Source organism: Methylobacterium sp. WL120 (assembly GCF_008039465.1).
Lineage (GTDB): Bacteria > Pseudomonadota > Alphaproteobacteria > Rhizobiales > Beijerinckiaceae > Methylobacterium > Methylobacterium cerastii.
Genome location: NZ_VRUT01000037.1, coordinates 1 through 18,805, shown reverse-complemented (window position 1 = coordinate 18,805; position 18,805 = coordinate 1). Strand labels below are relative to the sequence as shown.

Below are 18,805 nucleotides of genomic sequence, written 5' to 3'. Positions count from 1 at the left end.
GCCTGATTTGGAGTTTCGCGGGGCTCAGACGAGGTGCAGGGCGGTGATGGCCAGATCGATGGCCTTGATGCCGACGAAGGGCACCAGGATGCCGCCGAGGCCGTAGATCAGGAGGTTGCGGCGCAGGAGGGCGCCGGCCCCGACAGCCCGGTAGGACACGCCCTTCAGCGCCAGCGGGATCAGCACGACGATGATCAGCGCGTTGAAGATGATGGCCGACAGGATCGCGCTCTCGGGCGAGGCGAGGCCCATGACGTTGAGGGCCTGGAGCTGCGGGTAGAGCACCAGGAACATCGCCGGGATGATGGCGAAATACTTGGCCACGTCGTTGGCGATGGAGAACGTGGTCAGCGCCCCGCGGGTCATCAGCAACTGCTTGCCGATGCCGACGATCTCGATGAGCTTGGTCGGGTCGCTGTCGAGGTCGACCATGTTGCCGGCCTCGCGCGCCGCCACCGTTCCGGTGTTCATCGCGACGCCGACATCGGCCTGGGCGAGCGCCGGGGCGTCGTTGGTGCCGTCGCCGCACATGGCGACGAGCTTGCCCTGGGACTGCTCCTTGCGGATCAGGGCGAGCTTATCCTCCGGCGTGGCCTGGGCGAGGAAGTCGTCCACGCCGGCCTCGGCCGCGATGGCGGCGGCGGTCATGGGGTTGTCGCCGGTGATCATCACCGTGCGGATGCCCATCTGGCGGAGCTCGGCGAAGCGCTCGCGGATGCCGCCCTTCACGATGTCCTTGAGATAGACGACGCCGAGAAGCCGGCCGTCCCGCGTCACGGCGAGCGGGGTGCCGCCGGCCTTGGCGACGTCCTCGGCGATGGACTGGATCTCGCGCACCGTCTCGTCGGCGACGCCTGGGCTGAAAGCCAGCGCCGCACCGGAGCCACGGGTTGCCATCGGCTGTGAACTCACCGAGGCGATGATGGAATCGACGGCGCCCTTGCGGATGGAGGAACCGTCGAGATCGACGCCGCTCATCCGGGTCTGCGCGGTGAACGGTACGAAGGTCGCGTTGAGGCTCGCCATGTCGCGGGCCCGAATGCCGTACTTCTCCTTGGCCAGGACGACGATGGAGCGGCCCTCCGGGGTCTCGTCGGCCAGCGAGGCCAACTGGGCCGCGTCGGCGAGATCCTGCTCGGTCACGCCGCGGACGGGGCGGAACTCGGTGGCCTGCCGGTTGCCCAGCGTGATCGTGCCGGTCTTGTCGAGCAGCAGGGTGTCGACGTCGCCGGCCGCCTCCACCGCGCGGCCCGACATGGCGAGCACGTTGAAGCGCACCAGCCGGTCCATGCCGGCGATGCCGATGGCCGAGAGCAGCGCGCCGATGGTGGTGGGGATCAGGGTGACGAACAGGGCGACGAGCACGATCAGCGGGATCGACCCGCCGGCATAGGAGGCGAAGCTCGGGATCGAGGCGACGGCAAAGACGAAGATGATGGTCAGGCCGGCGAGCAGGATGTTGAGCGCGATCTCGTTGGGGGTCTTCTGGCGCGAGGCGCCTTCCACCAGGGCGATCATGCGGTCGACGAAGGTCGAGCCGGCCGCGGCCGTGATGCGCACCCGGATCTCGTCGGAGAGCACCTGCGTCCCGCCGGTCACGGCCGAGCGGTCGCCGCCGGATTCGCGGATGACGGGGGCGGATTCGCCGGTGATGGCGGCCTCGTTGACCGATGCCACGCCGAGGATGACCTCTCCGTCCGACGGGATGATGTCGCCGGCCTCGACCAGAACCACGTCGCCGACCTTCAGGTCGTTGCCGGGGATGGTCTCGAAGTCGCGGCCGGCGCCGGTGAGGCGTTTGGCCATGGTCTCGGTGCGGGTGCGCCGGAGGCTGTCGGCCTGGGCCTTGCCGCGCCCTTCGGCGATGGCCTCGGCGAAGTTGGCGAACAGCACCGTGAACCAGAGCCAGAGGATGATCTGGCCGGAGAAGGCGAGGTTGGCACCGCCCGTCAGCACGTCGCGGACGAACAGGACGGTGGTGAGCGCGGCCACGACCTCGACCACGAACATGACCGGGTTCTTGATCATCTTACGGGGGTCGAGCTTGGTCAGGGCGCCGACGAGCGCGGGCCCGACGAGGGCGGCGCTGAACAGGCTCGTGGAGTTTGGGCGGGCCATTGCGGTTGTCCGATTGGATGGTGAAGCGTCTCGGGCGGCGGCGCGGTCACGCGCCGCCGAGTGGGGGCTCAGGGGGTCAGGGCGCTGCCAAGGAGGGCAGTCCCGGCAATGATGCCGAGGGCGCCGAGCAGCGTGAGACCGAGCATGCCGAGGATGACGTCCGACAGGCGGAGGTCGCGGCGGTCCCGTCGGACCCGGTTCCATGTCGGCGGCCTCGGCCGGTGACGTGCGAGAGTGCGCCGCATGGCGGCGCGGTTGCGGGATGGAAGCATGGCGTCCTGCACCTCACCCCCCCGCCGCGAAGGTCTGGCCGAGGCCGCCGGCGAGGTGCTCGACGATGGGTCCGAGCGCCAGCGCCGGGAAGAAGGTCAGGCCGCCGACGATGAGGATCACGCCGACCAGCAGGCCGACGAACAGGCCCCCATGCGTCGGGAACGTCCCGGCCGAGGCCGGTACCGTCTTCTTGGCGGCAAGCGACCCCGCGATGGCGAGCGCCGGGACGATCACGAAGAACCGGCCGAACAGCATGCCTAGGCCGAGCGTGGTGTTGTAGAACAGGGTGTTGCCGGTGAGCCCGCCGAAGGCCGATCCGTTATTCGCAGCCGCCGAGGTGAAGGCGTACAGGATCTCCGAGAAGCCGTGCGGGCCGGCGTTGGCCGGGCCGGCGAGGCCGGCGGCGACCACGCTGGCCAGCGCGGTGAACCCCAGCATCATCAGCGGCAGGCACAAGATGGCGAGCATCGCCATCTTGACCTCCTTGGCCTCGATCTTCTTACCGAGGTACTCGGGCGTACGACCGACCATGAGGCCGGCGACGAAGATCGTCACGATGACGAAGACGAGGATGCCGTAGAGGCCCGCCCCGACGCCGCCGACGATGATCTCGCCGAGCTCCATGTTGATCAGCGGGATCATGCCGCCGAGCGCGGTGAAGCTGTCGTGCATGGCGTTCACCGCGCCGCACGAGGCCGCCGTGGTGACGGCCGCGAACAGGGCCGAGGCGACGATGCCGAAGCGGACCTCCTTGCCCTCCATGTTCCCGCCGGTCAGGCCGAGGCCGTTGAGGACGGGGCTCCCGGCGCTCTCGGCCAAGTAGACGACGGTGACGCCCGCCAGGAACAGCACCGCCATCGCGGCGAGGATCGCCCAGCCCTGGCGCTCGTCGCCGACCATCCGCCCGAAGACGTTGGTGAGCGCCGCGCCGATGGCGAAGATCGACACGATCTGGATGAAGTTCGAGAGTGCGGTCGGGTTTTCGAACGGGTGGGCGGCGTTGACGTTGAAGAAGCCGCCGCCGTTGGTGCCGAGCATCTTGATCGCGACCTGGCTCGCCACCGGGCCGACCGCGATGGTCTGTTTGGCGCCTTCCAGGGTGGTCGCCTCGACGGCCCCGCCGAGGGTCTGCGGGATGCCCTGGGAGACCAGGAACAGCGTGTAGACGACGCAGATCGGCAGCAGCACGTAGAGGGTGGTCCGGGTCAGGTCGACCCAGAACGAGCCCACGGTGGCGGCCGAGGCGCGCGAGAACCCGCGCACGAGGGCGACGGCCAGGGCGATGCCGGTGGCCGCCGAGAGGAAGTTCTGGTGGGTCAGCCCCAGCATCTGCGTGAGGTAAGACATCGTCGTCTCGCCGCCGTAGTTCTGCCAGTTCGTGTTGGTCACGAAGCTCGCCGCCGTGTTGAAGGCGAGATCCGGCGCGACGGCGGACTGCCCGTCCGGGTTGAACGGCAGCACCGCCTGGAAGCGCAGCAGCGCGTAAAGGGCGAGGAAGCCGAGCACGTGGAAGGCGAGCATGGCCAGCGCGTAGGTGAGCCAGTGCTGCTCCTGGCGGGCGTCGATGCCGGCGACGCGGTAGAGCCCGCGCTCGACGGGGGCGAGCACGGGCGAAAGGAAGGTTCGCTCACCCGTGAAGACACGGGTCATGTAGCCGCCGAGAGGGCGGGCGAGCGCGAGGACGACCGCGCAGAACAGCGCGATCTGTATCCAGCCGTTGATGGTCATGGGAGGCGTTCCTTCAGAACCGCTCGGGGCGGACGAGGGCGTAGGTGAGGTATCCGAGCAGCCCCAGGGTCACGAGGGCGCCAAGCGTCAGGTCGAGGGTCATGGCGAGCCTCAGAGGCGTTCGCAGAGGACGGCGTAGCCGGCGGCCAGGCCGAAGAAGGCGAGCCCCGCGGCGATGAAGGCGATGTCGAGCATGGTCGGTCCGTTTCGGTTCGGGGGCCGATGCAGGACCGGTCTCACCCAGGACCAATGTGGACGCGAACCGCATTAGGGTTCGAGACGGAAGCGAGGACGATTTTATAAGGGTCGCATTAGGATTGCGGAGGGCTCGCTGGTCGACCCTGGGACGGTGGTCTTTCAGTCCGTAGGCGCGGCAGTGCGCAGGGCGAGACGGAACTCGGCACACCCGAGCGGGCAGCCTGCCTGGGCGGCCCGGGGGCATTCGATCCGCCACTTCGAACGGTCGACCTGGACTACGCCATCGACACCGAGACGATAGCCGTGGAATGCGGTCCCGCATGCCCGGCACCGGGAGAGCAGGCGCCGCAGACATTCAAGGGTCCGGAATCGGCCGATGGTGCCGTCGCCATTGCATCGGGCCGGTCGTCGGTCGGGAAGGTCCACGGGAAATCAACCTGGCACCCCATCGGGGCGGCCGACTACGATCCTCGAACCCGCATAAGCGTTCGAGAGGGTGCGAGACGGTTCGGCATAAGGATTTGATTTTCGCCGACAGAGCCGCTCCAGCATGTAGGAACGATCTATGTCCTGCCCGCTGCACATCACAAACCGTTTGCAGCCTGCCACACAATGAAACGGGCCACCCGACTAGCATCAGGAGGCCCGCTTACTCTAGGTTGATTTTGCGGGAACTTTGAGGTTCAAAATCGGATCATTGGGTCGGCTATCAAAGCGGGTGTATCAGCACTGCCGTAATCCAGGACCACCATGATGTTGGTGATATTAATCTCCGGGTTCGCGCCAGGTGTAGGACCGCCTGGGTATGGGTCGTTAGTTCCAGCAGCGTCGCAGCATTCTCGGCTTAAACGATGACTACTTCTGAGCGGAGGGGTAGGTATCTGTCGATAGGACCTATGTCTGCTTGAAGACATTACGCCACCGAAAGCAGCCATACCGCTACCCACCCAGCCCGGTCGTAGACCGGCCCGGTGAATGTTGACCCAACCCGGTTGTGCAATCGGATAAAAACGCATCCCGAAAGCCCGCATCAATTCCGAGGCTCGTGAGTCGCCGAAAGCAATCCATCAGCTTAGTGGACCCTCATTGGCGAAAACGGACCACGACCTTTTTACAAGAGCAGGTTTCATTGCGGCGCCGGGCTCGGTGGCTTCGCGTTCGTCCATACCCGCTGCCCCCATGCGTTCGGTCGCCTGACCCTGGATACGTATACATTATCAGGGGTCAGGCAAGAAACGTACACAACGTCGAATTTTTTGCGTTTGTCTCGACGCAAACGATGTTGCGTCTTTGATATGAAGGTTGTCACACAGGGTAGCGACGGCACGAACGAGGGATCACGACCATGGATGCCGCTACCCTCGCTGGGCTTCACGCGCTCCGTACCGAAGCCAACGGGCTGCGCAACGCCTTCGACGCCTTTACCCGTCACCTCAACACCCTGATCGCCGACGAGACCCACAAGGACGCCCCCTCGGTTAATCTGGCCGACTGGAAGCGCCCAGACGGCCGCCTCGACGATCAAGGGGTAAAAGCCATGAAGGCGATGTTTGCCGCCGGCCGCACTGTCACCGAGATTGCAATAGATTTCGACGTCACCGTCAGCGCCGCCAGCCACCGCAAGCGGACCTGGCAGGCAAGCCAAGCCTCCCGCTAGGGGCAACGATCCTCAACCGCGTCTCTGAGGCTTCATTCGCCGAACCGCAGGCCACTGCCATGATCAGAAGGTCTCCGGGACCTTGTCATCAATCCAGCCTATTTCATGATTCCATAGCAAATCAAATCAGCGAACCTGCGATCAGCTCGTCGTCATCCTTTTCCATCCTGGCCGCGCAGATCCCATTAATGGCCATTCCGAACGCGTGTATCACTCATTGACTGTTCAATAAGAATGACAACCAGCTAAACCGCTATGTGGGCTAAAATGAACTAGGCCGACATCCTAAGAGTGGTTGATACTGCACGATCTATATGGCGAAGAATACCCATGGGAAATACTGTTGAAAAAAAATAACAATTGACCCTTAAATGACACCCGCAATTAGCGTAGCCTAAAGCTGCGTATGTCGTACAATAATTACATCAGCCTTTGACTTATACTCCTCGCCCTCCCACATGAATACAGAGTCACGTCCAATCGAGGTTGTGGAATTATTCAAATATTCAGAAATACCTTTCGAAATTAAGGCGCGATTACGTTTCAACTGCCATGAGTCGAAGAAATTAGATTCATTCACCAGAACAAGGAATATTCGATTTGACGCGTCGAATCTGCGCTCGCCCTGATTTTCATATAGCCATTTAATCAATTCATCGGGATCTTGAGTAATCTCGTCAACGAGCTTCTTGCGATATGCTCGGAGCGAAGCAGCTAATGTACGCGATGTATTATCGGGCTGATCTGCAACGACAGTCCAAAGATGGGCGAGCAAGTCAGAATCGCTCATCTTTGATGGGATGGCAATCGACGCTCGCCTGGCCTGTTGTTTGAGCAAAGTCAACTCAGGTCTCTCGCCATCTTCGCGTCTTTTTATTTTAACAAATCCTTCGGGAAGATAAGTAACTTTTAGATCGAACGGTACGCTCCGCACAAAGAAATCTATTTTCTTCACCAGGCCAACAGCAGGAAGTACTGCAGAATGTTCTTTGAAAATATCTTCAATGATAATTGAGGTCCAATGATTGTACCACGAACATCTAACATAACCGCGCATACTAGTTAATAGTTCGTCTTCTATATGCGAATTTAGCTGGTCGTATGACAATACTTTTTTGACATAATTGTTTACTATGGTCTTGTCGAGAGAGTTTTGATGCAAGCCTCCCCAATTGAATTCTTGCATTTTATATAACTCGCCAATCAAGTGTGTTTCCGCGTGAGCGCGTATTCGTCGTTCACGTGCGAATATCTGTCGAATTATTTTCTCGATAGACTTTGTGTCAATATCGGAGTCGTATATATACTCGAAAAGTACTCGCTTTCCTACTTCTTCAATATCGAGGTTATGACCTAGGGCAATTTCCGCGAGATGCTCATATCTAGATAACGATCTTAGTAGAAGAAAACGATATCCCTCTGTGGATGACGCCAAGCCGTTGATGTCATCACGGCCGTATAGTGCGACGGCCTGCTTGAACGTCAGTGCCATGGTTAGAATACCTCCGTTGGCAGTGCGTTGATCCACCCTGGAACAGATCCCAATTCGCGCAATCGGTCAGGACGCGATACGCCTTTTCCATAAACAACAATGAAATCAGTTTTCATCGCCCCCTCTCTGTTGTCTTGAACAACGGACCGGGCTGAGTAATTGAGCGGCATAGAACCAATGAGATTCATATCGGCGGCAGTACTTAATGCTTTCAAAGCTTGCCATTCACGCTGATGACGTGAGTTAAATAGCAATACTATAAATCCACCAATTTTCAATTTTGCAGCTGTATATTGGAGTATACTTGTCAGGCGAAGATTGTACTCATCAATTTTCATACAACGTCCAACCGCGTTTGAAACCACTACCTCATCTCTAAGGTTTGGACTCTCCCCTAAAATAGCGTTCCATATCTCACTTAGTTCTAAGTAAGGGATGCGATCCCCATGGGGAGGGTCAGTAATCACAAGTTGAAGAGTGTTGTCAGGGATTTCATCCAGGAAATCTGCAGCGCCGCGCGAATTTACATAAACTGCTGTTTTGTTTGTTAGGACGTTGCTGGCTGAACTTCCCAAAGGAATCGCTGTGAAGGAATCAGGAAGGGCTTTGAGCAACTTGTTTGCTCTCGCCTCAAAGCAATTCCAGGCATTGATTTCGAAATGCTGCTTCGGTCTCCAAAACCCAATTACCCAACTTCCAACTTCAGTTTTACCTTTCGAGCTACCTGTTGTTTTGCCACGCGAAGTAATTGCAAAAACCATTCGAGACATTTGGCCAATAGACGCTGTCAAAGTAAGCTCAAGAGCAAGACGTACTTCAGTAGGAAAATTTCTTATCTCTCCTAATAAAAGCTCTATGTTACGCAGAGCGCGACCGCTGAACAGTTTTTTCCAGTCAAGATCTACAGTTGCATTGATTCTGCTATTTTTAAAAACTGTTAAGTTGCGAAGCAAGCTCGGTTTATAATCTTCATAAGATGCTGAAAGCTCGTAATCCGCGGCTGTCGCATCCCGTTCGACCCGACGACGAATACCAGTTGAAGGGCGCTGCCAAACAGCATCGATAGAACCATTTTCCCAAAGTAGGTGACTAGTTACTCCAAGTCCTGCAACGGTGTAAGATTCCTGAATGGGATCTTTTACAATATCAGCAAGGCGCTTGATCGCTTGCCGATATGAATCTTTTGTACAAGGATTGATATTAAATTCTGTGAGCCGAATAGCAATAGGGTTTATCTCACTTCCCAGGAAGCGACGTCCAAGTATGACGGCCTCTTTCGCTATCCCTCCCGACCCCAGAAATGGGTCTGAAACTACATCCCCCTTATCGCTGAGTACAGAGATCAAAGCTCTAAGTGGTTCTACCGGCTTTTTGCCCCAATATTTATGAAAATTATAAAGGCCTGCATACGAACTTGGCGTCGTAAGATCTGTCATTTTGCCGTCGCCAAAACGGTCCTGGTCAGCGAACAAGTGTGGGAGGGACAAGGCCAACTAGATTCCTATCACGAAAGACGGAACAACGATCTGTCACAGATAGCGCAGCTTCGCTGGAGGGGCCAAGCGAGCCAGAGAGAAGAAATTCACCATTTCCCATGCAAAAATTTTAATGAGGTGCATAATTCCAGCTCAGCAGAAACAAGTGAATTAGAGGTATTTTGTTTGCATTGAGTCGGGTCAAAGGGGTTCATGCGACTGTGGTTTGCTCACTCACTAATAGTTCCGACAGACGTGCGAAGCATGGGCGCGTCCCTATAGCTAGGATTTTGCGAGAGCGTTTGGTCAACACCGCTGCGGCGAGCTTGCGCTGTCAAGTGACCGGAAGTACCTATGGGCCATTCGTCTTTGTAGTTGTGGTGTTGTCGGAGCCCATTCGATCTAACAATTCTTCTATACATTAGAAAAATATTCAACGTTTTTTCAATTTTATTTATTATTTTCATGGTCAATGATTATGACGGGAGGTATCTTCTCAATTTCGCGCTTCATCGCCATTACATCATACTCGCCATACTGATCTCCGATTGAGCGGTGCGAGTGTCCGGTGATCGCATCTGTAATATTGGGCGCAAGGCCATGATTTCGCGCCAAGGTTTTGAAACGATGCCGCCATGAGTGGCTCGGTGATAAGCGTAAGTCTGTGATACCCAAATCCCTGACCCACCGTCCTAGGATCTTCGTGCCATTGCCGCCACGCTTGCCAAACTTGTCCGGTTTGAGGTTCGAAAACAGCGGCCCCGAACCCTGCGCGTGGACAAAGTCGAGGATACCAGCGGCGATTAAAGCGGGATGCAATGGCACCGTCCGTTCCGAACCGACGGTTTTCAGCGAGCCCGCCTCGGCGTCGAACCGCATGGTTGGGACACCTTCGATCTCACGTACGTCCTCGACCCGCAGCTGGCACACTTCGGAAAGCCGCGCGCCCGAGTAGGCGCACAGCCATGGTATCCAACGCCGCACAGGGTCGGTTTCACCAGCGGCCGCCCTCAGGATCGTGAGGGCTTCGGCTTCGGTGAAGCTGCGGATCCCCTGACCCGCCTTCTTCTTGGCGCTGATCGTCACGCCCGCAGCTGAGTTAGACGGCAGCCGTCGGTTGCCTACACCCCATTGCAGGATAGTACGGACCGGCGCGAGCTTGGCATCGTTGATCGTCTTCGGCTTGAGGTCCGCGGCGACCAAGTCGTTCTTCCAGGCGATAACGTTCTCGGGCGTGACCAGCCCCGCATCGTCGTGACCGACGAAAGCCGAAAAGCTTCGGATCACACGCTTCCATTCGTAGAGGGTCTTCTCGGTTGGGTTCCTCTCTGCGGCCCAGCCGTTCACGAGTTCGTCAAAGGTCACGGAAAACTGTGTGGCTGGAGCCCGCGCGGGCACAGCGCCTTGGTTCGTCGCATCTGGCGACGCGAAAGTTGGCCCATCGAACTCCCCTCGCGCGTAGCGAGCAAGAGTTAGGCTCGCTCGCTGCACGGCAGCAGCGATGCCTTTGGCGAGCTTGAGGTGATCCGCTTCCTCGACAATGAGTCCACGGCGCTTGAGGAGGGCTGTCGCTTCCTGAAGGCACCATTCTTCCATCGCGGATTGACCGCTCTCGACGGTCTCCTTCGCATCACGAATGAGGGCGGTGCCCAACTCGGCCCGCAGCGACCAGCCCCGACGCCGCGACGGCCAAAGCTTGTCGCCGAACTCGATGCGCCAGAAGGTCTGCCGGCTGGGCTCGTCGCGATAGAGACCCAGCCAGTGATCGTAGACGGGGGCAGCGAGCTCGTGCGCCTCGCGTTCGCTCAGTTGGCGTGGCCCAACCCGCAACGCTGCCCACCGCTGCTCCAGCTCCACAAGGGCGACTGCGTGCAGCCGCTTCGCTTCCACGGGATCTTTGGTGCCGAGGCTGACCTTCTCCTCGCGCTTGCCGACAAGTGCGCGCAGGTCATGTGGCACGGCCCGGCGCAGGTAGTAGAAGGCGGTCTTGGGATGCTTCCAGGGACGCGTCGTCATCAGCGCCATTGTTCCACCCGTTTGTACCAACCGGGCAGTGTAAGTCCCTGATTTTGCTATTTCGTTCTGCGGATCAGCGGCTTAGCCAGCTGATGGTGCCCAGGAAAGGACTCGAACCTTCACCTCTTGCAAGACTGGTACCTGAAACCAGCGCGTCTACCAATTCCGCCACCTGGGCTCGTCGGGCGCTCGGCGCCGACGAAGGCTCGTTTAGGGGGTGGCGTCGGTGGCGTCAATCGGGATTCCGCATCGCGGGCACTCGTCGGTCCGATACCCCCACGGCCCGTTCCGGCGGGGCGCCGGTCGGGTCGTGGTCCGCTGCGCCGGGAGCCGGCATCTCAGATTTGTGCGGCCGGCTCGGCATCCTCCGCGTCCGGCACCCGCGTGCGGTTCGATCGGCGGTCGAGCAGGGAGCGTCCGAGGGCGCGGAACGGGGCGGCGAGGCGGCGGGCGTCCTCGGCGCGCTCCATGAAGCGTTCGCCGCTGCGGATCTCCTTGTCGAGGCGGGCCATCGTCCGGGCCAGCGCCGGGTCGTCGTCGTCGAGCCAGGTCTCGGTGACGCGGGCGAAGGCGATCACCACGCCCTGGAGCTTGAGCCGGCCGAGGGGGCCTTCCGTGTCGATCCCGGCTGCCGCCAGCATGTAGCGGTGCGAGTTCAGCGCCACGCCGTTCAGCGCCAGCATCGACAGCGGATCGCCGCGGAGGGCGTAGGCGATGCGCCGCAGCGCCGGCTTGTACGGCGTCATCGCGTCGAGGCGGCGCATCAGCACGTCGAACAGGCGCTCGCGCGTCGGCTCCTCGGCGAGGTCCGAACCGTCGTCCTCCAGAACCTTGCGGTCGATGATCCGGGCGAGCCCGCCGAGGACGGCGCCCTTCGAGGGGAACAGGTCGCGCAGCTCCGCGAGGCTCAGACCGGCCTCTCGGGCGATGTCGCCGACCTCGATGTCGTTCCAGGGCTGCTCGGCCGCGAGCCGCATCAAAGCCTCCACCGCCGCCTCGCGTGGGAGCAGCGTCGGCGCCTCGGGGTGAGCGCTCGGCTGGGCCGGCTTGCGGCCCTTCTTCGGCGAGCCTGCTGTCTCGGTCATGCGGCCTGCTCCTGGCTTGTCGTGGGCGCGACGCCCGATGGGACGCGCGCCGCGTAAGGGCGATCCATGCGCTGGCACCCGATCCTGCTTCCCGTCCTATGTAGGGGTGCGGGCGGACGAGGGCAGTGCCTTTGTGCGCGCTTGCCGCATGACGGCCCGGGAACGATGGATATGACGGGGACGGGCGAGACGCGGTATCCTTCAGAAACGCCGGGATCGGGGGGTTACATGCGGATTGTCTGGGCCATGTTCGTCCTCGCCGCCTTCCTCGCCCCGGCGGCGCAGACCGAGGATGCCGCGATCGCCCGGGATATCGCCCGGGATCTTGCGCCGACAGGCACGCTCCGGGCGGCGATCAACCTCGGCAACGCGGTGCTGGCGCGCAAGGGGGCGGACGGCGCGCTGTCCGGCGTCTCGGTCGACCTCGCGCGCGCTCTGTCGGAGCGGATCGGCGTGCCGCTGGTCCTCGTGCCCTACGACAGCGCCGGCGCCGTCTCGGAGGCGGCGGCGAGCGGCGCCTGGGACGTCTGCTTCCTCGCACGCGACCCGAAGCGCGCCGAGGGTATCGTCTTCACCGCGCCCTACCTCGTGATCGAGGGCGGCTACCTCGTGCCCGCCGCCTCGCCGATCCGCGCGCTGGATGCGGTCGACCGGGACGGCGTGCGCATCGCGGTCGGCCGGGGCAGCGCCTACGACCTGTACCTGAGCCGCACCATCCGCCACGCCACCCTGGTGCGCGCGCCCACCTCGCCGGCGGCGATCGCCCTCTTCGCCGAATCCGGGCTCGAGGTGGCGGCCAACGTCCGCCAGCCGCTGGAGGCCTACGCCGCCGCGCATCCCCAAGTGCGCATGCTGCCGGGCCGCTTCATGGAGATCGCTCAGGCGATGGGCGTGCCGAAGGGCCGGGACGCGGGGGCGGCCTACCTGCGCCGGTTCGTCGAGGCGATGAAGGCCGACGGGTTCGTGGCGAAAGCGCTGGACGCCAACGGCCAGGCGGCGACGGTGGCGCCGGCCGAGTGAGCATCAGGGTCTCTGCCGGGGAGGCGCGCCTGCGGCCCCGCGCCTACTCCGCCGCCACCCGCGGCGGCGACGGGTAGGTCCGCCCGTCGTTGGCGGGTCTCGCCGGGGATGTGAGCCCTGCGTCTTCCGGGTCGTCGCGCTCGCCGACGAAGCGCGCGAACAGGCGGACGATGAGGCGGGAGAGGTCGTCCATCAGCACGAAGATCGCCGGCACGAAAACCAGCGAGAGGCCGGTGGAGACGATGAGGCCGCCGATCACCGCGATCGCCATCGGTGCGCGGAACTCGCCGCCGATGCCGAGGGCCATGGCCGAGGGCACCATGCCGGCGGCCATGGCGATGGTGGTCATCACGATCGGCCGGGCGCGCTTGCGGCCCGCATCGATGATCGCGGTGGCGCGGTCGACGCCGCGGCTCATCTCCTCGACGGCGAAGTCGACGAGCATGATCGCGTTCTTCGTCACCACGCCCATCAGCATCAGGATGCCGATGACGACGGGCATCGAGATCGGCTTGTGGAACACCAGCAGCCCGAGGATCGCGCCGCCGATCGAGAGCGGCAACGAGAACAGGATCGTCATCGGCTGCAGGAACGAGCCGAACAGCAGGATCAGCACGCCGAACACCATCATCAGCCCGGCGCCCATGGCCAGGGCGAAGCCGGAGAACACCTCGCCCATCACCTCGGCGTCGCCGGTCTGGCTGATGGTCACGCCGGGCGGCAGGCTCTTGGCGGTGGGCAGCTGCATGACCTGGTCGATGAGGGAGCCGAGCGCGTCGGAGCCCTGCATGTCGCCCTCCAACGCCACGCGGATCGCCCGGTCGTAGCGGTCGATCGCCGTCGGACCCTGGCCGAGGGAGAGGTCGGCGACCGTCGAGAGCGGCACCGCGGCGCCGCCCTTGACCGGCACCTTGAGGGTCTCGAGCTGGGCGAGGTCGCCGCGCAAGCGGTCGGGCAGCTGCACCCGGATCGGTACCTGCCGGTCCCGGGCGTTGAACTTGGCGAGGTTGGCGCCGATGTCGCCGATGGTGCCGACGCGCACCGTCTCGGCGATGAGGTCGGTCGAGACGCCGAGGTCGGCGGCGACCCCGGCCTTGGGGCGGATGCGGATCTCGGTGCGGTCGAGCGGCGCGGTCGAGATCACGTTGACGAGATGGGGCACACCCGCCGCCTCGCGCTGGAGGCGCTGGGACACGTCGGCGACCACCGCCTTGTCCGGCCCGGCGATGATCAGCGCGAGGTCGCGCTGGCCGCCCTCGCGCAACGCCCAGAACCGGATGTCGGGCTGCTGCCGCAGGATCGCGCCGACGGCGACGTCGACCTCCTTCTGCGTGCGGTGGCGGGTGTTCTTCGGCGTCAGGTTGATGGTCAGCGAGGCGAGCCGGACCTCCTTCTTGCCCGGCAGCTGCCGGCCGCCATCCACGAACACGCTGCGCACCTCGGGCAGCGTGCGGATCTTGTCCACGAGGGCGTCGGTCACCCGCGTGGTTTCGGCGAGCCGGGCGCCGGGCGGCAGCTCGACCACGAACAGGGTGCGGGCGGCGTCCTCGGCCGGCAGGAAGCCGGAGGGCAGCAGGCCGGTCGACATGATCGAGGCGGCGAAGCAAGCCAGCCCCGCCACGAGGGTGACGAACTTGTGCCGGACCGACCACGCAACCAGGCGGGTGTAGCCGCGCATGACGACACCTTCGCGCGTGTCCTCCGGCCCGTGGTCGCGCAGGAAGTAGGCGGCGAGCAGCGGGGTGATCAGGCGCGCGACCAGCAGCGACATGAACACGGCCGCCGCGATCGTCAGGCCGAACTGCTTGAAGTACTGCCCGGCGATGCCGCCCATGAACGAGACGGGGGCGAAGATCGCGATGATCGTCGCGGTGATGGCGATGACGGCAAGCCCGATCTCGTCGGCCGCCTCCAGGGCCGCGCGGTAGGGCGACTTCCCCATCCGCATGTGGCGGACGATGTTCTCGATCTCGACGATGGCGTCGTCGACCAGGATGCCGGTGACCAGCGTGATCGCGAGCAGGCTCACGGCGTTGAGCGAGAAGCCCAGCGTGCTCATCACCCAGAAGGTCGGCAGCACGGAGAGCGGCAGCGCCACCGCCGCGATCAGCGTCGCGCGCCAATCCTTCAGGAACAGCAGCACGACGATGACCGCGAGCGCCGAGCCTTCCAGCAGCCCCAGCATCGCCGAATGGTAGTTGCCGACCGTGTTGGTGACGGAGGTGTCGATCAGGTCGAAGCGCACGCCCGGGTTGGCGGCGTGCAGGGCCGCGATCCGGTCGGCGACGCCGACCGAGACGTCGGCGTCGCTCGCGCCCGCCGAGCGCGAGATCGCGAAGGCGACCACCGGCTCGCCGTTGAAGCGGGCGAAGGTGCGCGGCTCCTCGGCGGTGTCGGTCAGCGTCGCGAGCTCGTCGAGCCGCACCTTGCGGTTGCCGGTGACGACGATCGACGTGGCGCCGAGGGTGTCGAGGGTGGCCGACGCCGCCAGCGTGCGGATCGACTGCTCCTGCCCGCCGACCTCGCCGCGCCCGCCCGCCATGTCGGCCGAGGTCAGGCGCAATTGCCGGTTCACGTCGGCCGCGGTGATGCCGAGCGCCAGCAGCCGATCGGGCTTCAGCGTCACGCGGACCTCGCGGGCGACGCCGCCGAGGCGTTCGACGCCGCCGACGCCGCGGACGCCCTGGATCGACCGGGCGACCACGTCGTCCACGAACCACGACAGGTCCTCGGGCGTCATCGCCGGCGCCGAGGCGCCGTAGACCATGATCGGCAAACCGGCGATCTCGACGCGGTTGATGATCGGCTCGTCGATGGTCCGCGGCAGGTTGAGGCGGACCTTCGAGACCGCATCCTTGACGTCGTTGACCGCGCGATCGGTGTTCACCTCGAGCCGGAACTCGATGGTGGTGACCGACGAGCCCTCGGTGATGGTCGAGAGGATGTGCTTGACGCCCTTCACGCCGGCCACCGAATCCTCGACCCACTTCGTGACCTGGGTCTGAAGCTCGGACGGGGCGGCGCCCGACTGGGTGATCGTCACCGAGACGATCGGGATGTCGATGTTCGGGAAGCGCGTGATCGGCAGCGAGCGGAAGCTGACGAAGCCGAGCAGCATCAGCACGAGGAACAGCACGATCGACGGCAGCGGCCTGCGGATCGACCAGGCGGAAATGTTGAGGCGCATGGGGCGGCCCTACCGCGCCGTCGCGTCGGCGAGCGGCGTTACGGCCTCGGGCGGCACGGACCGCACCCGGTCGCCGTCGCGCAGGAAGCTTCCGGCGCGGGCGACGACGGCCTCCCCGGCGGACAGGCCGCTGCGGATTTCCGAGAAGCCGGCGGCGGACAGGCCGGGCATCACCTTGCGGGCCTCGACCCGCCCGTCCTTCGCCACGAGGACGCCGGCGCTGCCGTCGGCCGAAAACAGCAGGCTTGAGACCGGCACCGCGACGCCGGTGCGGCGGGCGACCTCGACGGTGCCGCGGCCGAAAGCGCCGATGCGCAGGGCCGGGTCGTCGCCGAGCGCGATGCGGACCTTGCCGAGGCGCGTCGTCCGGTCGACCTCCGGGTAGACCCGGCGGACCTTGCCGACGATCTGGCGTCCGTCCTCCAGATCGAGGCGGGCGGGGTCGCCGACCTTGATCCGCGGCAGCCAGGTCTCCGGCACCTCGCCTTCGAGCTCGATCTCACCCCGGGCGATCAGGCGGAACAGCGGCTCGCCGACGGCGGTCGCGGTGCCGCCGACGCGGGCGGTGCGGCGGTTGACGATGCCGGCTTCGGGCGCACGGATCGCCGTGCGCGCACGCCTCAGCGCGATCTCGGTCCCGGCGGCCTTCGCGGTGGCGAGGTCGGCCTCGGAGGCTTGCAAGCCACCGCGGGCGGAGGCGAGCCGGCCGTCGGCGCCCTGGGCGGCGGAGACGCGCTGCTCCAGGATCGCGGCGGTGCCGTTCCCGGTCTTGATCAGGGTCTGGGCGCGTTCGAGCGACAGCCGCGCCTCGGTCTGCGCGGCTTCCGCCTGGACGATCTGGCTCTTCGCCTGGACGATCGCGGCCTCGGCGCGGGCGATGGCCGCGACGTTCGAGGCCTCCTGCGTCGCGATCATCTCGGTCGAGAGCCGCGCGAGCACTTGGCCGGCGGCGACGCGGTCGCCCTCCTCCACCAGAAGCTGGATGATGCGGAAGCCCTCGATCTCGGGCGAGACCAGGATCTCGTCGCGGGGCACCAGCGTGCCGGTGATCACCGCGCGCTCGACGATCTCGCGGGTCTCGGCCTGCACGACGCTGATCGCCGGCGCGATGGCCTGCGCCTCGGGCACGGCGGCGGTCTCGACCGCGTCGGCGGGCGCGGCGCCCGCGCACAGGACCGCCGCGAGGCCGGCGACACGCAGGGCGGCAACGAAGGATGGCATCACGGAGGTGGTCCAGCTGGCAGGCGCGGGCACGCCCGAGCCTGTCGTGTCGCAGCGCAGCCCGGCGTTTTGATGGCACGGACCGGCCGGCCGACGCGCGAAGCGGAGGCTTGAAAATAGACCGCGGAATACCGGCAACCGGGCCGCATTCAGCACGTTAAGCTTTCATCACCACACCCGCGGGGCTGCCATGAGCATCTTCGAGATTCGTCAGACCGAGAACGGCGTCGTCCTGTGGACCGGCTCGGCCGAGAACGAGGCCACCGCCCTCGACGCGATGGCGCGCGAGGCCGGATACCGCGACTTCCTCGCGCTGCCGGAATCGGTGCGCAGCAACGGGCTCGAAGCGGCCCGGCTCGACCTGATCTCCTGACGACGCCACGCCTGCGACGGTAGACCTGTCCCTGGCGGCTCACGCCGCATCAGCCAAAAACGTTCGACCTCGCCCGGCCCGGCCGCGCGGGGTCGACGCGTTTCAAGCCATCGCGAAAAGCTTGAGGTCGAACGTCGGGTCGGCGGCCTGAGCCGGTGTCGGCGTGCGGCCGGCGCCGAGGATGCGGCGGGCGATCATGTGGTCGCCGGCGCGGTTGATCGACTCGACTGCGACCAAGCGCTCGCCGCGGTAGCGGAAGACCGAGAACGCCTCGCCCTCCCCGCGCCGGACGGACTGGTCCGACGGGCCGGACAAGCCGGCGATCTGGAGCTTGAAGCGGCCCTGGTCGCTCCAGAACCACGGCAGCGCCGCGTAGGCCGCGGGCCGCCCCGTGAGGCGGGCGGCGAGGCACCGGCCCTGGTCGATCGCGTTCTGCACCGATTCGATCCGCACGGTGCCGTCGGCGGACAGACCGGCGGCGAAGACGCTCGGGTGGCGGGTGCAGTCGCCGACGGCCGAGATGGCGGGGTCGTCCGTGCCGAGGAAGGCGTCGACGCGGATGCCGTCGGCCACCGACAGGCCGGCCTCTGCGGCGAGCTCCTGGTTCGGCAACACGCCAATGCCGACCACGACGAGGTCGGCCGGCATTTCCCGCCCGTCCGAGAGGCGGATGGCGACGGCGCGGCCCCCCTCCCCCGTGATCGCGACGACGCCGGCGCCGAAGGCGAAGCGGACGCCGAGGTTTTCGTGCGCAGCGCGGAAGAACGCCCCGGTTTCCACTGAAACTGCACGCGCCATCGGCCGGTCTGCGGCTTCGATCACGGTCACGTCGAGGCCGCGGGTCGCGGCGACGGCCGCGAATTCGAGGCCGATGAAGCCGGCGCCGACAACGACGACGCGTCGCGCGGTCTCGAGGGCGGCGCGCAGGGCGTCCGCGTCGGCGAGGTCGCGCAGCTGGCGCA

At 64.2% G+C, this 18,805-nt stretch carries 15 protein-coding genes and 1 tRNA gene; 3 read left to right on the top strand and 13 right to left on the bottom strand.

Annotated elements, in window-relative coordinates; genetic code table 11:
- Positions 1-24 precede the first annotated feature (24 nt).
- From kdpB to FV229_RS28395, 5 genes are all read right to left on the bottom strand, one after another.
- On the bottom strand, positions 25-2,118 hold the full coding sequence (kdpB, locus tag FV229_RS09625; protein WP_147751745.1) for a potassium-transporting ATPase subunit KdpB: 2,094 nt from the start codon (positions 2,116-2,118) through the stop codon (positions 25-27).
- Positions 2,119-2,186: 68 nt separating this feature from the next.
- Positions 2,187-2,390 (bottom strand): hypothetical protein, encoded by a 204-nt coding sequence (locus FV229_RS09620; RefSeq protein WP_147751744.1) that lies wholly within the window; start codon positions 2,388-2,390, stop codon positions 2,187-2,189.
- 13 nt (positions 2,391-2,403) lie between these two features.
- On the bottom strand, positions 2,404-4,119 hold the full coding sequence (gene kdpA / locus FV229_RS09615; protein WP_147751743.1) for a potassium-transporting ATPase subunit KdpA: 1,716 nt from the start codon (positions 4,117-4,119) through the stop codon (positions 2,404-2,406).
- Positions 4,120-4,132: 13 nt separating this feature from the next.
- Positions 4,133-4,222 carry a K(+)-transporting ATPase subunit F gene (locus FV229_RS09610; protein WP_036267122.1) on the bottom strand — a complete coding sequence of 30 codons (90 nt, stop codon included), beginning with the start codon at positions 4,220-4,222 and terminating at the stop codon, positions 4,133-4,135.
- Between the two features lie 8 nt (positions 4,223-4,230).
- Complete coding sequence (locus FV229_RS28395) at positions 4,231-4,359, bottom strand: hypothetical protein (RefSeq protein WP_281406706.1); 129 nt, start codon at positions 4,357-4,359, stop codon at positions 4,231-4,233.
- A gap of 1,303 nt (positions 4,360-5,662) precedes the next feature.
- Between FV229_RS28395 and FV229_RS09605 the strand changes: the two genes are divergently transcribed.
- Positions 5,663-5,974 carry a hypothetical protein gene (locus tag FV229_RS09605; protein ID WP_147751742.1) on the top strand — a complete coding sequence of 104 codons (312 nt, stop codon included), beginning with the start codon at positions 5,663-5,665 and terminating at the stop codon, positions 5,972-5,974.
- Between the two features lie 394 nt (positions 5,975-6,368).
- Here the strand turns inward: FV229_RS09605 and FV229_RS09600 are convergent, their stop codons facing one another.
- The 5 genes from FV229_RS09600 to FV229_RS09580 form a co-directional block, all read right to left on the bottom strand.
- On the bottom strand, positions 6,369-7,466 hold the full coding sequence (locus tag FV229_RS09600) for a hypothetical protein (RefSeq protein ID WP_147751741.1): 1,098 nt from the start codon (positions 7,464-7,466) through the stop codon (positions 6,369-6,371).
- 2 nt (positions 7,467-7,468) lie between these two features.
- Complete coding sequence (locus tag FV229_RS09595) at positions 7,469-8,902, bottom strand: DNA methyltransferase (protein WP_147751740.1); 1,434 nt, start codon at positions 8,900-8,902, stop codon at positions 7,469-7,471.
- A gap of 489 nt (positions 8,903-9,391) precedes the next feature.
- Positions 9,392-10,966: a site-specific integrase gene (locus FV229_RS09590; RefSeq protein ID WP_147751739.1), complete on the bottom strand. Its 1,575-nt coding sequence runs from the start codon at positions 10,964-10,966 to the stop codon at positions 9,392-9,394.
- A gap of 84 nt (positions 10,967-11,050) precedes the next feature.
- A tRNA-Leu gene (locus tag FV229_RS09585) sits at positions 11,051-11,135 on the bottom strand.
- A 160-nt stretch (positions 11,136-11,295) separates the two neighbouring features.
- A complete protein-coding gene (locus FV229_RS09580; protein ID WP_187275107.1) occupies positions 11,296-12,042 on the bottom strand; it encodes a TetR/AcrR family transcriptional regulator in 747 nt (248 codons plus the stop codon).
- A gap of 228 nt (positions 12,043-12,270) precedes the next feature.
- Here FV229_RS09580 and FV229_RS09575 point away from each other — a divergent pair, with 228 nt between their 5' ends.
- Positions 12,271-13,062 carry an ABC transporter substrate-binding protein gene (locus FV229_RS09575; RefSeq protein WP_147751738.1) on the top strand — a complete coding sequence of 264 codons (792 nt, stop codon included), beginning with the start codon at positions 12,271-12,273 and terminating at the stop codon, positions 13,060-13,062.
- 43 nt (positions 13,063-13,105) lie between these two features.
- On the opposite strand, the gene FV229_RS09570 is transcribed toward FV229_RS09575, so the two are convergent.
- On the bottom strand, positions 13,106-16,249 hold the full coding sequence (locus FV229_RS09570; RefSeq protein ID WP_147751737.1) for an efflux RND transporter permease subunit: 3,144 nt from the start codon (positions 16,247-16,249) through the stop codon (positions 13,106-13,108).
- A gap of 9 nt (positions 16,250-16,258) precedes the next feature.
- Complete coding sequence (locus FV229_RS09565) at positions 16,259-17,470, bottom strand: efflux RND transporter periplasmic adaptor subunit (RefSeq protein ID WP_147751736.1); 1,212 nt, start codon at positions 17,468-17,470, stop codon at positions 16,259-16,261.
- A 190-nt stretch (positions 17,471-17,660) separates the two neighbouring features.
- Here FV229_RS09565 and FV229_RS09560 point away from each other — a divergent pair, with 190 nt between their 5' ends.
- The gene (locus FV229_RS09560) at positions 17,661-17,843 is read left to right on the top strand and encodes a hypothetical protein (RefSeq protein ID WP_147751735.1); all 183 of its coding nucleotides are present in this window, start codon (positions 17,661-17,663) and stop codon (positions 17,841-17,843) included.
- Positions 17,844-17,945: 102 nt separating this feature from the next.
- On the opposite strand, the gene FV229_RS09555 is transcribed toward FV229_RS09560, so the two are convergent.
- On the bottom strand, positions 17,946-18,805 hold an 860-nt coding region (locus FV229_RS09555), incomplete at its 5' end, for an FAD-dependent oxidoreductase (protein WP_147751734.1).